The sequence below is a fragment of the Pseudoxanthomonas sp. SGNA-20 genome, from assembly GCF_003931635.1.
Classification (GTDB): Bacteria; Pseudomonadota; Gammaproteobacteria; order Xanthomonadales; family Xanthomonadaceae; genus Pseudoxanthomonas.
Genome location: NZ_RRYK01000005.1, coordinates 72,340 through 84,533, shown reverse-complemented (window position 1 = coordinate 84,533; position 12,194 = coordinate 72,340). Strand labels below are relative to the sequence as shown.

The 12,194-nt window shown below is 73.3% G+C and carries 14 protein-coding genes; 5 read left to right on the top strand and 9 right to left on the bottom strand.

Annotated elements, in window-relative coordinates; all coding sequences use genetic code 11:
- Nucleotides 1-149: 149 nt before the first annotated feature.
- Nucleotides 150-884: a copper resistance protein B gene (locus EIM48_RS10405; RefSeq protein WP_233581676.1), complete on the top strand. Its 735-nt coding sequence runs from the start codon at nt 150-152 to the stop codon at nt 882-884.
- Nucleotides 885-888: 4 nt separating this feature from the next.
- Here EIM48_RS10405 and EIM48_RS10400 read toward each other — a convergent pair whose 3' ends face one another.
- A complete protein-coding gene (locus EIM48_RS10400; protein ID WP_028915222.1) occupies nt 889-1,110 on the bottom strand; it encodes a hypothetical protein in 222 nt (73 codons plus the stop codon).
- Between the two features lie 290 nt (nt 1,111-1,400).
- Between EIM48_RS10400 and EIM48_RS10395 the strand changes: the two genes are divergently transcribed.
- The 3 genes from EIM48_RS10395 (at nt 1,401) to EIM48_RS10385 (ending at nt 4,763) form a co-directional block, all read left to right on the top strand.
- Nucleotides 1,401-2,798: a cytochrome ubiquinol oxidase subunit I gene (locus tag EIM48_RS10395; protein WP_028915223.1), complete on the top strand. Its 1,398-nt coding sequence runs from the start codon at nt 1,401-1,403 to the stop codon at nt 2,796-2,798.
- On the top strand, nt 2,795-3,808 hold the full coding sequence (gene cydB / locus EIM48_RS10390; protein ID WP_125077163.1) for a cytochrome d ubiquinol oxidase subunit II: 1,014 nt from the start codon (nt 2,795-2,797) through the stop codon (nt 3,806-3,808). Before EIM48_RS10395 ends, cydB begins: the two co-directional genes overlap by 4 nt.
- 88 nt (nt 3,809-3,896) lie before the next feature.
- Complete coding sequence (locus tag EIM48_RS10385) at nt 3,897-4,763, top strand: glucose 1-dehydrogenase (RefSeq protein WP_019397327.1); 867 nt, start codon at nt 3,897-3,899, stop codon at nt 4,761-4,763.
- Here EIM48_RS10385 and EIM48_RS10380 read toward each other — a convergent pair.
- From EIM48_RS10380 to EIM48_RS10365, 4 genes are all read right to left on the bottom strand, one after another.
- Nucleotides 4,712-5,128: a hypothetical protein gene (locus tag EIM48_RS10380; RefSeq protein WP_037034834.1), complete on the bottom strand. Its 417-nt coding sequence runs from the start codon at nt 5,126-5,128 to the stop codon at nt 4,712-4,714. The genes EIM48_RS10385 and EIM48_RS10380 overlap by 52 nt on opposite strands.
- An 8-nt stretch (nt 5,129-5,136) precedes the next feature.
- Complete coding sequence (locus EIM48_RS10375) at nt 5,137-6,021, bottom strand: SDR family oxidoreductase (protein ID WP_125111605.1); 885 nt, start codon at nt 6,019-6,021, stop codon at nt 5,137-5,139.
- A gap of 102 nt (nt 6,022-6,123) precedes the next feature.
- Nucleotides 6,124-6,597, bottom strand: coding sequence for a DUF2269 domain-containing protein (locus tag EIM48_RS10370; protein WP_026010230.1), 474 nt, complete (start codon nt 6,595-6,597; stop codon nt 6,124-6,126).
- On the bottom strand, nt 6,578-7,813 hold the full coding sequence (locus tag EIM48_RS10365) for an SDR family oxidoreductase (RefSeq protein ID WP_039730754.1): 1,236 nt from the start codon (nt 7,811-7,813) through the stop codon (nt 6,578-6,580). The genes EIM48_RS10370 and EIM48_RS10365 overlap by 20 nt, the downstream gene beginning before the upstream one ends.
- Between EIM48_RS10365 and EIM48_RS10360 the strand changes: the two genes are divergently transcribed.
- Nucleotides 7,769-8,395: a hypothetical protein gene (locus EIM48_RS10360; RefSeq protein WP_199728415.1), complete on the top strand. Its 627-nt coding sequence runs from the start codon at nt 7,769-7,771 to the stop codon at nt 8,393-8,395. The two genes, EIM48_RS10365 and EIM48_RS10360, sit on opposite strands and share 45 nt — an antisense overlap.
- Here the strand turns inward: EIM48_RS10360 and EIM48_RS10355 are convergent.
- The 4 genes from EIM48_RS10355 to EIM48_RS10340 form a co-directional block, all read right to left on the bottom strand.
- Nucleotides 8,303-8,809, bottom strand: coding sequence for a hypothetical protein (locus tag EIM48_RS10355; RefSeq protein WP_028915227.1), 507 nt, complete (start codon nt 8,807-8,809; stop codon nt 8,303-8,305). The genes EIM48_RS10360 and EIM48_RS10355 overlap by 93 nt on opposite strands.
- The gene (locus EIM48_RS10350) at nt 8,809-10,335 is read right to left on the bottom strand and encodes an FAD-dependent oxidoreductase (protein WP_125111603.1); all 1,527 of its coding nucleotides are present in this window, start codon (nt 10,333-10,335) and stop codon (nt 8,809-8,811) included. The genes EIM48_RS10355 and EIM48_RS10350 overlap by 1 nt, the downstream gene beginning before the upstream one ends.
- An 88-nt stretch (nt 10,336-10,423) precedes the next feature.
- Nucleotides 10,424-11,722 carry a sigma 54-interacting transcriptional regulator gene (locus EIM48_RS10345; protein ID WP_125111602.1) on the bottom strand — a complete coding sequence of 433 codons (1,299 nt, stop codon included), beginning with the start codon at nt 11,720-11,722 and terminating at the stop codon, nt 10,424-10,426.
- Between the two features lie 143 nt (nt 11,723-11,865).
- A complete protein-coding gene (locus EIM48_RS10340) occupies nt 11,866-12,168 on the bottom strand; it encodes a hypothetical protein (protein ID WP_019397318.1) in 303 nt (100 codons plus the stop codon).
- Between the last annotated feature and the right edge of the window lie 26 nt (nt 12,169-12,194).

The window sequence follows — 12,194 nt, the reverse complement described above, 5'->3', positions numbered from 1 at the left end:
AGCCTTCCAGCGACGCGCACGGGGAGCATGCCGGCACAGGCCATGCGGAGCACGCTCCGGCACCGGGCCACGACGGACACGCCGGCCACGCGCCGGCCGGCCAGTCCGCGGCGGCGCATGCCATGCACGCGCACACCCATGGACCTGGCATGCCCGCAGCGGACGCCAGCCTCCCGCGCGAGCCGATCCCGGCCGTGACCGATGCCGACCGCGCCGCCGCATTCCCGTCCCTGCGCCATGGCCACGCGCACGACGCAGGCCGCAACGGCCTGCTGCGGATCGACCGGCTGGAAGCCTGGGATGCCAGCGGCGGCAGCGGCCAGGCCTGGGAGGCGCAGGCCTGGATCGGCGGCGACGTGCAGCGCCTGTGGCTGCGCAGCGAGGGCGAGCGCGAACGGTCGCGCACCCGTGCCGCGGAGCTGGAGCTGCTGTACGGGCGCGGCATCGCGCCGTGGTGGGACCTGCTGGCCGGGGTGCGCCGGGACTTCGCGCCGGGCGACGGCCGCACCTGGGCGGCGCTGGGCGTGCAGGGCCTGGTCCCGTACAAGATCGAGGTCGCGGCCACTGCCTATCTGGCCAGCGGCGGCCACACCGCGCTGCGTGCCGAACTCGGTTACGAACTGCCGCTGAGCCGCTACCTGGTCCTGCAGCCGCGGCTGGAGGTGGAACTGCGCGGCCGCGACGATCCGCTCCGCGGCATCGGCTCCGGGCTGTCCAGCGCCGAGGCGGGGTTGCGCCTGCGCTGGAACCTCACCCCGCGCTTGGCGCCCTACCTCGGCCTGGTGCACGAGCGCGCCTTTGGCGACACCGGCCGGTACCAGCGCGCGGAGCATGGCGGCGCCCGCGACACCCGTTGGGTTGCGGGCGTGCGCGCGTGGTTCTGAGCCCCTAGGGACCGGGCAGGGGCGCGGGCCCGCGCTCCTGCCGCCCTTCCCGGCGCTCCGCGTCCAGCCGCTCCACCGCGGCGACCACGGCCTCGTAGGCCGCCTCCAGCGCGTCCAGGTGCTCCGGGTCGCGCTCGCGCCGATATGCGTGCAGCGCGAATCCCAGCAGGTTGAGCCGGTTGCGCAGCTCGTGCAGCAGCAGATCGTCGCCGTCGGGTTGGCTCATGGAGCAGTCGCGCTCGCGTTGGAGGGCAGCCGGGGCGGCCTGCAGGTGCCACGTAACGGCCGCGGCCAGCCCCGGATGATGCGGGCGCCGGCGTGATGGTCCCGGCAAGCACCACGCACCGGAGGATCCGTCACGGCGCGGTGACGCGCCGTCCACGGGCCGCTGCGCACACTCCGCTCCACCGCCGCGCATGCGCCCTCCGGAGCATCGATGAACGCCGCGAGCCGCCATCCCCCCGCCGTGGATGCCCTGCGCCGGGCACCCGCGACCGTGCGCCGCGAGGCCTAGCCATGGACGCCCTGCTGCTGTCGCGCATCCAGTTCGCGTTCGTCATCTCCTTCCACGTGCTGTTCCCGGCCTTCACCATCGGCCTGGCGTGGTGGCTTTCCTTCGTGGAGTGGCGCTGGCTGCGTACCCACGATGCGGCCTGGCGGCGGATCTACTTCTTCTGGATGCGGATCTTCGCCATCTCCTTCGGCATGGGCGTGGTCAGCGGCATCGTCATGACCTTCCAGTTCGGCGCCAACTGGCCGGAGCTGAGCCGGGTCGGCGGCGGCATCCTGGGCCCGCTGCTGAGCTACGAGGTGATGACCGCCTTCTTCCTGGAGGCCAGCTTCCTGGGCGTGATGCTGTTCGGCTGGGGGCGGGTGTCGGAGAAGCTGCACTTCCTGGCCACCTGCATGGTCGCGGTGGGCACGCTGTTCTCGGCGTTCTGGATCCTCAGCGCCAACAGCTGGATGCATACGCCGGCCGGTTACGCGCTGGCCGGTGGCATCGTCGAGCCGGCGGACTGGCTGGCGATCATCTTCAATCCCTCCTTCCCCTACCGCCTGGTGCACATGACCCTCGCGGCGTTCATCACCAGCTGCTTCGTGATCGGCGGCGTGTCGGCCTGGCTCCTGCGCCGCGGCATCCAGGCCGACGAGGCGCGGCGCATGCTGCACGCGGCGGTGGCCTTCGCCGCGATCACCGTGCCGCTGCAGATCCTGGCCGGCGACATGCACGGCCTCAACACCCTGGAGCACCAGCCGATCAAGGTCGCGGCGATGGAGGGCCACTGGCATCCGGCCGAACCCGGCGCCGGGGTACCGCTGACCGTGTTCGCCGTGCCCGACCAGGAGGCGGAGACCAACCGCCACGCCATCGCCATCCCACGCCTGGGCAGCCTGATCCTGACCCATGAATGGGACGGCGACATCCCGCCGCTGACCTCGGTGCCGCCGGAGGAGCGGCCGCCGGTGGCGCCGGTGTTCTATGCCTTCCGGATCATGGTCGGCATCGGCGTACTGATGCTGCTGCTGGCCTGGGCCTCGGCCTTCGCCTGGTGGCGCGGCACGCTGCTGCGCAGCCGGCTGCTGCTGGGCGCCTGGAACCTGATGCTGCCGGCGGGCTTCATCGCCCTGGTCGCCGGCTGGTTCGTCACCGAGATCGGGCGCCAGCCCTGGGTGGTACACGGGCTGATGCGCACCGCCGATGCGGTGGGCGAGCAGAGCGCCGGCATGGTCCTGGCTTCGCTTGCCACCTACGTCGTCGGCTATGCCTTCGTGTTCGGCTTCGGGGTCTGGTACCTCGCCCGGCTGGTGCGCCGCGGCCCGGTGCCCGACCGCGACGGCCCGGACCTGGAAGGCGGCGAGCGCACCCCGGCACGGCCGATCTCCGCGGCCGGCATTCCCGGAGAAGACCAATGAGCATGGAGCAATGGCTGCCGGTCGCCTGGTTCGTGGTGATCTGCTTCGGGATCCTGATGTACGTGGTGCTGGACGGCTTCGTCCTGGGCCTGGGCATCCTCGCCCCGTTCGCGCGCAATCCGCAGGAACTGGACCTGATGATGAACACCGCCGCGCCCATCTGGGACGGCAACGAGACCTGGCTGGTGCTGGGCGGCGTCGGCCTGCTCGCGGCGTTCCCGGCGGTGTACGCGCTGGTGCTGTCCTCGCTGTACCTGCCGGTGCTGGTGATGGTGATGGCGCTGGTGTTCCGCGGCGTGGCCTTCGAGTTCCGCTTCAAGGCGCGGCGCTCGCGCTGGGTCTGGGGCGGTGCGTTCTTCGCCGGATCGCTGCTGGCGGCGGTGGCGCAGGGCGTGATCCTCGGCGCCATCGTCCAGGGCCTGGCGGTGGAGGACGGTCGCTACGTGGGCGGCGCGTTCGGCTGGTTCAGTCCCTTCACCATGCTCACCGGGCTGGCGCTGGCCGCCGGCTATGCACTGCTGGGCGGCAGCTGGCTGATCCTCAAGACCGAAGGCCCGGTGCGCACCCTGGCCTGTGGGCTGACCCGGATGCTGGCCGGCGTGGTGATCGCCGCGCTGGGCCTGGTCAGCACCTGGCTGCCCTTCCTCAGCTCGCGGGTGATGGCGCGCTGGTTCGAGAGCGGCAACTTCTGGTGGCTGTCGCCGGTGCCGCTGTGCGCCCTGGTCGTGTCGGTGCTGCTGTGGCGCACGACCGGACGCGGCGGCCCCGATTCGCGGCCGTTCCTGCTGTCGCTGCTGCTGTTCGCGCTGGCCTTCGTCGGCCTGGTGCTGGGCATGTGGCCGTACCTCGTTCCGCCGACCTACACCCTGTGGCAGGCGGCCGCGCCGCCCTCGTCGCAGGTCTTCGCCCTGGTCGGGCTGGTCGTGTTGCTGCCGCTGGTGCTGGGCTACACCGCCTGGTCCTACCGCGTGTTCCGCGGCAAGGTCGGCGCCGACGCCGGATACCACTGACGCATCACGCCGCGACAACGGCGGGCGCGCACGGCCTTTACCGGCCTGCACACACACTGGCGGTTCCCCCCGACCACGGAGCACCGCCATGGCCCTGCCCGATTACCCGAAGCCGCCGTTCAAGCGCCAGCAGCAGTCCTTCCCCGGCAAGACCTCGCGCATGGAGCCGCGCCCGGACCATGGCGAGGACAGCTACGTCGGCAGCGGCCAGCTGGAAGGCAAGCGCGCCCTGGTCACCGGCGGCGACAGCGGCATCGGCGCCGCGGTGGCGATCGCCTACGCGCGCGAGGGCGCGGACGTGGCCATCGCCTTCCTCCCCGGCGAGCGCGACGATGCGCAGCACGTGCAGGAGCAGATCGTGGCCGCAGGCCGCCGCGCCCTGCTGGTGGAATGCGACATCAGCGACGCGCACCAGGCGGCCGACCTCATCGAACGGGTCCGCAAGGAATTCGGCGGCCTGGACGTACTGGTCAACAACGCCGCCTACCAGCGCTACTTCGAGAGCTTCGACGAGATCACCCTGGACGAGTGGCGCCGCACCTTCGAAACCAACGTGCACGCGGTGTTCAACCTGGTGCGGCTGAGCCTGCCGATGCTGGAGGGCGGCGGCTGCGTGATCAACACCGCCTCGGTCAACTCGAAGAAGCCCAAGCCCAACATCCTGCCCTACGCCGCCACCAAGGGCGCGGTGGCCAACCTCACCGTCGGCCTGGCCGGCCTGCTGGCCGACCGCGGCGTGCGCGTGAATGCGGTGCTGCCTGGCCCGATCTGGACGCCTTTCATCCCCGCCGGCATGTCGGAGGAGGAGGTCGAGACCTTCGGTGACCAGACGCCGTTCGGGCGGCCGGGGCAGCCGGCGGAACTGGCCTCGGCCTACGTGATGCTGGCCAGCGACAAGGCCAGCTACACCTCCGGCGCGTTGCTGACCATCTCCGGCGGCGCGGTGGTGGTGTAGGCGCCCCAGGCCCCCCGCAGCGCGGCAGGCTGCGGGGCGCGGGCGGAAGGTGGTGGTGCGTGCAGCGCGCCGCCGCTGCCGCGGAACAGGCGCGGCCCGTGGCGCGAACTGCGCTGGCACGGTGGCATGCGTTCCGGCGCGTGCCCTTCCAGCGCGCGCCAGCCGACCACCGCCCAGTGGCCTCCGCCGGCCGGCAGTTCCGGTGACCACCAGCAGCGCCCATCGAAGGTGCCGGCAAACCAGCGGGCGTAACCGTCCTCGCCGCGTGCGCGGATCGCCAGCGGCGCGCGCAGCGGCGGGACCACGTCCACGCTGCGGCAGCAAGGGCAGTCGCCGCCGGCGGACGCGGCGAGGCCGGGCGGCATTTGCGCGCTCATGCCGCGCCCCCGTGGATGCGGCCGCCATGGCCGGGGTGGTCCAGGGTACCGCGCGGATCGCGCGGCGGCGCGTCCAGCTGCTGGCGGTCGGCCTGGCGCGCGGCCATGCGGTCGGCCAGCGCCGGTGCCAGGCGGCTGGCCAGCGAGTTGAACTTCGACATCGCGCCGACCTGGGTCGCGCGGCCGCCATGGCTGGCCGCGTGCAGGATGGCCGCGGCCACCCGCGACGGATCGATCAGCGGCGTCGGCAGCTTGGGCTCGCGGTCCATGTAGTTGCGCGCGTGCTGGGGGAACGGGGTATCGGTGGCGGTCGGCTGCACCAGCACGATCGAGACCGGGCTGTCGCCCACGTGCTCCTCCTCCACCCGCAGCGCATCGGTAAAGCCCTTCACCGCGTGCTTGGACGCCGAATACATGCCCTGCAGCGCCACCACCGCGTCCGACACCTCGCTGCCCAGGTTCACCAGCACGCCGCCGCTGGCGCGCAGGAACGGCAGCGCGGCCAGCGAGCCGTTGACCACGCCCCAGAAGTTCACGTCGAACAGGCGGCGGCTGTCGGCCTCGCCGACTTCCTCCAGCCGCCCGTAGATCGAGACCCCGGCATTGTTCACCCAGGTGTCGATGCCGCCGAAGCGCTGGTGCGCCAGCCGCGCCACCGCGTCCACGTCCGCGCGCCTGGACACGTCGCACTGCGCCGCCAGCGCCTGGCCGCCGGCGGCGACGATGGTGGCGACGGCCTCCTCCAGCACGTCCAGGCTGCGCGCCGCCAGGACCACGCGCGCGCCCTGTTCGGCCGCCGCCAGGGCGGTGCAAAGGCCGATGCCGCTGGAGGCACCGGTGACGACGATGACCTGCTGGTCCAGTGGCTTGTGCTGGGCCATGGGAGACTCCCGGTAACGGCGGGGCGGCCATTGGGCCCTGCGCGCCGGCCAGCCGGCGTGAAGCGGGGGCGCCTGAGCGTGCAGACCTTGCACGGCTGCGGTTCAGCCGAATGGCACCCGCCGCGCCACCATCATGTAGAAGATCGCCAGGAACGAGACCAGCGCCGGGAAACCGAGCGCGGTCCAGGCGCCAAGCACGCGGGCGTACTGCAGCGGCAGCTCGCGCCCCTGCGCGGCGGCGGCCACGGCGATGTCGCGCAGGCGCATCTGCAGCCACACCACCGGCAGCCAGCAGGCCGCGGCAACCACGTACAGCACGATCGACCAGTACAGCCACGGCGTGGACAGCGGGATGTGCAGTCCGCGGGCCAGGTACAGCCCGGTGAGCGGCTGCACCACGATGGTGGTGGCGGTGAACAGCCAGTCGGCCACCACCACCAGCCGCGCCACCGGCGCGATCACCGCCGGATCGCGGGTGCGGCTGATGAACAGCAGGTAGAACGCCGTGCCCACGCCCGTGCCGAACAGGAACGTGGAGGAGAGCACGTGCAGGTACTTAACGGTCACCAGGTCCATGCGCTCGGTCCAGCAGGATCAGGGCCAGGATCGCGCCGGCGATCGGGACGTTCTTCAGCAGCGGGCCGAACGGATGCAGCCAGAACTCCGGCAGCCACAGGCTGATCAGCACGGTGTATCCGGCCATCAGCGCCAGCTGGGCGTAGTACACCGGGCGCCGCCGCGGCAGCAGGAGCATGGCGATGCCCAGCAGCGCGTCGAGCAGCGCACCGCTCCACAGGGCCGCTTCGGCCACCCCGCCGTGCAGCCCGACCCGCGCCAGCAGCGCATGGCTGGCCTCGCGCGGGTAGCCCCATAGCGAGACCCAGGCCGTGCCCAGCCACATCGCCGCCAGCGACACGCGCAGGGCAAGCACGGCGCGGCGGAGGCGCAGGCCGGCGCGCAGGCGCGCGGCCTCCGGGGCGGCGATGAAGACCGACGGATCGCGCGGCGGGCGGCCCAGCACGGCGGTGATGCCGTCCGGGTCGCCGGTATTGCCGGCTTCCAGCATGCGCAGCGCATCGGCCCCGACCAGGCCGCCACTCAGGCGCGCAGCCAGCGGCAGCAGCGGCCGCAGCGGCGCCATCGGCAGGCTTGCCACCCGGGGCGCGCGGCCCAGTGCCGCGCCCAGCTCGCGCAGGTAGTCGCGCAGCGGCAGCGGACGCGGGCCGACCGCCTCCAGCGTATCCGGCGGCTCCGCGCAGGTCGCCAGCCGCGCCAGCGCCTCGGCCAGGTCGTCCAGGTGCAGCGGCTGCACCGGCTGGCGTCCGCCGCCCGGCAGCAGCAGCAGCGGCCAGGTCGCCAGCCCCAGGAAGAAGCGGCTGCTGGCGCCCTGCGGCGAGAACACCAGCGAGGGACGCACGATCACCACCGGCGCCGGCAGCTGCCGCAACAGGACCTCGGCGCGCCCCTTGGAGTCGAAGTACGCGGTGCTGCCGCCCAGCTCCGCGCCCAGCGCGGACACATGCAGCAGCCGCCCGATCCCGGCCTGGACCGCGGCGCCGAACAGCGCGGCCACTGCCTTCACGTGCACCGCATCGAAGCTCTGCTGTGCTTGCGCCTGGAAGATGCCCACCGCGTTGACCAGTACGTCGTGGCCGCGCAGGCGCCGCACCAGTTCCCCTTGCGGCGGCAATGCATTGAAGTCCAGCGCCAGGTCCACCCCCTGCCCGCGTCCCGCGAGGACCACCTCATGACCCGCCTGCCGCAACCTGCGCGCGACCGCGCCGCCGATCATCCCGCGCCCCCCGGCCACCACGATCCGCAGGCGCCTGGATGGCGTGCCGTCCTGCTGCGTGCGCTCGGGTCCGGGGCGGTGGCGAGCATCATCTCCACTCTGGTGGTCTCCGCCCACAGCCGGTGGCGCAGCGGATCGGTGCCCGCCGGCACCAATGCCGCCAGCCAGTGGGTCTGGGACTGGCCGGCCCGGCATGCCAGCGGCTGGTCGGCGCGGCATACCCTGCTCGGCTACGCCATCCACCATGCCAGCTCGCTGCTGTGGGCCGGCGGCTACGAGGCCTGGGGCCACAGGCGTCCGGCCGATCCGCCGTTGCTGCGCGCCGCCGGGATCGCCGCCCTCGCCTACGTGGTCGACTACCACGTGGTGCCGCGGCAGCTCAGCCCGGGCTTCGAGAACCGCATCGGCGCGTCCGGCGTGGCGGCCGCGTACGCGGGCTTCGCCCTGGGCCTGGCGCTGTGCGACCTGGTGAAAGCGCGCCGGCACGGCTCAGCCCCCGCGCGCGCGCAGCGCCGCGCGGAACTCGTGCAGCCACGGCAGCACGCACAGCGCCAGCGGCGGCAACAGCAGCGCCAGCCATAGCGGCGCCGGCGCCGGCTCGGGGCGCAAGGCCCAGCCCGCGGCGCGGTCCGCGCCGCCCTGCACCAGCACGATCGCGCCCAGGGCGATCCACGGCGCCATGTCCAGCACGCTGTGCAGGTGCTGCTCCAGTGGTGTGATCGTGCGCCGGCCGAACGCGGTCCGCGTGTCCACGTAACCGGCCACCGCATGCGCCACCACCAGGGCGGCAAGCACGGCGAGCAGGCCCGGGCCGGGCGCGAACGCGAGCCAGGCCAGCACGCCACCACCCAGCAGGCCCAGCTGCAGCGCATGCATGGACGACTCGCGCAGGCCGGAGGTGTGCGGCAGGTCGGTGCGGCGATGCTGGGCGAAGTCGAGGAAGCCGGCGGCCAGCCAGGCCAGGTATCCGGCATAGGCCCAGCCGCCGGCGGACATCAGTCCTCGTCCTCCAGTGCGTACGGTGCCAGCGGCGCGTTGGCCGGGCCGTTGAGCACCACGCCGGTGCGCGCCTCGAAGCGCGAACCGTGGCAGGGGCAGTCCCAGGACTTCTCCTCGCCGCTCCAGCGCACCACGCAGCCCATGTGCGTGCAGCGCGCGCTGTACGCATGCACCGAACCATCGCCGGCGCGGTACACCGCCACCCGGTGCAGGCCGCGGCGCAGCACCGCGCCGGTGCCGGGGGCGATGTCGGCCACCTCCGCCACCTGCGCGGGCCGCACCCAGTCGCGGTACTGCAGCACGGCGTTGGCGTTCTCGCGCAGCCATTCGCCGCCGGCGCGCAGCGGCTGGCGGCCGGGCTCGTAGAGTTCGCGCCAGGGATTGTCGCGGCCCTGCACCAGGTCGGCGACCAGCAGCCCGCCCAGGGTGCCATGCGTCATGCCGTTGCCCGAATCGCCGGTGATCAGCCACACGTTGTCGTGGTGCGGGTCGGCGCCGATGAAGGCCAGGCCGTCGGCCGGCTCCAGCACCTGGCCGGACCAGGCGGCATGGAAGGATTCAACCTGCGGGAAGCGCTCGCGGGTCCATTCCTGCAATCGCGCATAGGCCTGCGGATCGTCGTCCTGGCCGGTCTTGTGGTCCTCGCCGCCGACCAGCAGCTCCATCCATTCCGGATCGGCGGTCTCGCGCAGGCGCACGTAGTGGTAGGGATCGGCATCGTCCCAGATGAGCGCGTCGGGCACCGTGCCGGCGGGCACGCGCCCGGCGACCACGTAGGTGCGGTACGGCGCCTGCTTGGGGAAGGTGGCGGTGGTGCCGTGGAACGGCACGTTGGCGGCGACCACCACGGCGCGTGCGCGCAGCACGCTGTCGTCGTCCAGCTGCAGCACCGACTCGTCGCCGCCGGCCACGCGCTGCACGTGCGCGCGCAGGAAGCGGCCGCCGGCATCGCGTACCTCGCGCGCCAGGGCCAGCAGGTAGCCGCCGGCGTCGATCCGCGCCTGGCCGGCGAAACGGATCGCCGGGCCGAACCGCGCCGGAAGTTCCTCGCCCGCCTCGCACCAGCGCACCTCCAGCCCGGACTCGCGCGCGGCCTGCATCTCCCGGCGCAGGCCCTCCGGCTCGCCCGCGTGCGAATACAGGTAGCCGGGCACGCGATGGAAGCCGCAGTCGGGCGCACCGTTGGCCAGGTCCTCGATCCAGTCGATCGCCGCCGCGTGGCTGGCCGCGGCCAGGCGCGCGCCGTCCTTGCCGTGGTGGCGCTGCAGCAGGGTGAAGCGGTCGTCCAGCGCGGAGGCCAGGTGCGCGGTGGTGCGCAGGGTCTCGCCCGCGCCCACGCCTCCGCGGTCGACCACCAGCACCTGCCTGCCCTCGCGCAGCAGGCAGGCGGCGGTGGTCAACCCTGCGATGCCGGCGCCCACCACCACCACGTCCTGCACGGCGTCCGCTGCCTGCGCCTCGAACCAGGCGGCGGTGGCGTCGCCGATGGGCGCCCAGACCGGGATGGTGCGTGCGGTGGACATGCGGGGCTCCTGTGCGGCGGGGGCCTCCGCACCATCCGGCAGCCGGCGTGAACCCGCCGTCGTGCGCCGTCGGCGGGCAACCGGCCCCTCACTCCACGGGGCGGCCGCGTTCCTCGCCGCGGCGGGCCAGGTAGTTGTAGATCGTGCGCACGCTGATCCCCAGCGCGCGGGCGGCGGCGGCCTTGTCGTTGCCGTAATGGGCCAGGGTTGCGTCCACCGCGCGACGTTCCAGGTCGGCCAGGCTGGTGCCGACGCTGAAGCCGATGCGCGCGCCCTCGCCGTCCGCGGGCGCCGGCACGCTGCCCTGCGGCTCCACGTGCAACAGCGGCGAGCGCTGCAGCAGGTAGGCCGCATGCACGGCGGCGCGCAGTTCGCGCACGTTGCCGGGCCAGGCATGCCGCAGCAGGGCATGGTCGGCACCGGGGGCCAAGCGCTTGTCCTGGCCATGGCCCTCGTTGAGCCGCTGGATGAACAGGTCCGCGAGCACGACCACGTCCTGGCCACGCTCGCGCAGCGGCGGCACCCGCAGCGACAGCGCGCCGATGGCGTGGTACAGGTCCACGCGCAGCAGGCCCTCGGCCACGCTGCGCGCGGGGTCGCCGGTGACGCAGAACAGCAGGCGCGGGGCCGGGGCATCGACGGTGGCCACCTGGCGCCCCTCGACCACCGCAAGCAGGCGTGCCTGCACATGCGGCGGCAGGCGCTCGGCGGCGTTTACCAGCAAGCTGCCACCGGCGGCGCGTGCGAACGCGCAGGCATGGGAGTCGGTGTCCGTTTCGCCAAACAGCGCCGCCTCCATGCGCGCGGCGGGCAAGGCACCGCAGTCCACCGCCACGAAGGCGCCTTCGCGGCCGCTGGCTGCATGGATGGCACGGGCCACGGCCGCACGCCCGCTGCCCGGCTCGCCGCACAGCAACAGCGGCGCGTCGCCCGCCGCAACGCGCAGCACCAGGTCCGCAAGCCGGCGCATGGCGGGCGAGCCGCCGGCCAGCTCGATGGCGTCGGCAGCCCCGCCCAGGCCCGGCCAGCTGCGCCGCGCGATGCGGCGCAGGACCGCCTGCAGCTGTTCCGGGCGGAATGGTTTGACCAGGTACTCCACCACCGGCGAGGCAATCGCGCGCACCGCGGTGTCGACGCTGGGACGGCCGGTGGCGACCACGATCTGGCCATGGCGCGCCAGGTCCAGGCCATCGAGCAGGTCCATGCCGTTGCCATCCGGCAGGGTCAGGTCCAGCAGGATCAGGTCGGTGGCGTGGTCGCGCACGAAGGCACGTGCTTCGGCCAGGGTGCCGGCCAGCTGCACGCCGCAGCCTTCGTCGGCCGCCAGCCTGCCCGCGGCGCGCGCGAAGCCGGCGTCGTCGTCGACGATCAGGACGGTGGGGGTCATGTGCGGCCTCGGGGGAATGAGTGCAGCGCCGACCCCGCCCGGTTAAGCGGGGGTAGGCGCGATCGCACGGCGGCGTCAAAGCGTGACGCGTGCAACCCGCCTGCCTGCCCCGCCGGGCGTGCGCCGGGCGGGGGGCGGGGCCGTCACTCGGTCGGCTGGGTGGGAGGCGGCGGATTGGTCGCCGGGTCGGTCGCCGGATCGGTGGTCGTCGGCACGCAGTTGGGATCGTTCTCCGCGCACGGCGTCGCCGGCGCATTGGGATCGGCGGGCGGCGGCATCGACGGATCGGTCATGGTCGGATCCGGCGTGGTGGTGTCGGCCGGGACGGTGGTGTCGGCGGGCGCCACCGTACCGGTGCTGGCCGGATCCACGGCGGGTTGTTCCTCGCGGCGGTCGCAGGCCGCACAGGCCAGGACCAGTACAGCGCAAAGCAGGGGGATTCGCATGGCAGTCCTCCACGGATGCCGCACGT

Excerpts from the sequence above, each read along its gene's own strand:
- EIM48_RS10350 (WP_125111603.1), bottom strand. The coding sequence starts at position 10,335 with ATGTCCACCGCACGCACCATCCCGGTCTGGGCGCCCATCGGCGACGCC.
- EIM48_RS10345 (WP_125111602.1), bottom strand. The coding sequence starts at position 11,722 with ATGACCCCCACCGTCCTGATCGTCGACGACGACGCCGGCTTCGCGCGC.
- EIM48_RS10340 (WP_019397318.1), bottom strand. The coding sequence starts at position 12,168 with ATGCGAATCCCCCTGCTTTGCGCTGTACTGGTCCTGGCCTGTGCGGCC.
- EIM48_RS10385 (WP_019397327.1), top strand. The coding sequence starts at position 3,897 with ATGGCCCTGCCCGATTACCCGAAGCCGCCGTTCAAGCGCCAGCAGCAG.
- EIM48_RS10405 (WP_233581676.1), top strand. The coding sequence starts at position 150 with ATGCCCGCAGCGGACGCCAGCCTCCCGCGCGAGCCGATCCCGGCCGTG.
- cydB (WP_125077163.1), top strand. The coding sequence starts at position 2,795 with ATGAGCATGGAGCAATGGCTGCCGGTCGCCTGGTTCGTGGTGATCTGC.
- EIM48_RS10380 (WP_037034834.1), bottom strand. The coding sequence starts at position 5,128 with ATGCCGCCCGGCCTCGCCGCGTCCGCCGGCGGCGACTGCCCTTGCTGC.
- EIM48_RS10355 (WP_028915227.1), bottom strand. The coding sequence starts at position 8,809 with ATGTCCGCCGGCGGCTGGGCCTATGCCGGATACCTGGCCTGGCTGGCC.
- EIM48_RS10375 (WP_125111605.1), bottom strand. The coding sequence starts at position 6,021 with ATGGCCCAGCACAAGCCACTGGACCAGCAGGTCATCGTCGTCACCGGT.
- EIM48_RS10365 (WP_039730754.1), bottom strand. The coding sequence starts at position 7,813 with ATGATCGGCGGCGCGGTCGCGCGCAGGTTGCGGCAGGCGGGTCATGAG.
- EIM48_RS10360 (WP_199728415.1), top strand. The coding sequence starts at position 7,769 with ATGACCCGCCTGCCGCAACCTGCGCGCGACCGCGCCGCCGATCATCCC.
- EIM48_RS10370 (WP_026010230.1), bottom strand. The coding sequence starts at position 6,597 with ATGGACCTGGTGACCGTTAAGTACCTGCACGTGCTCTCCTCCACGTTC.
- EIM48_RS10400 (WP_028915222.1), bottom strand. The coding sequence starts at position 1,110 with ATGAGCCAACCCGACGGCGACGATCTGCTGCTGCACGAGCTGCGCAAC.
- EIM48_RS10395 (WP_028915223.1), top strand. The coding sequence starts at position 1,401 with ATGGACGCCCTGCTGCTGTCGCGCATCCAGTTCGCGTTCGTCATCTCC.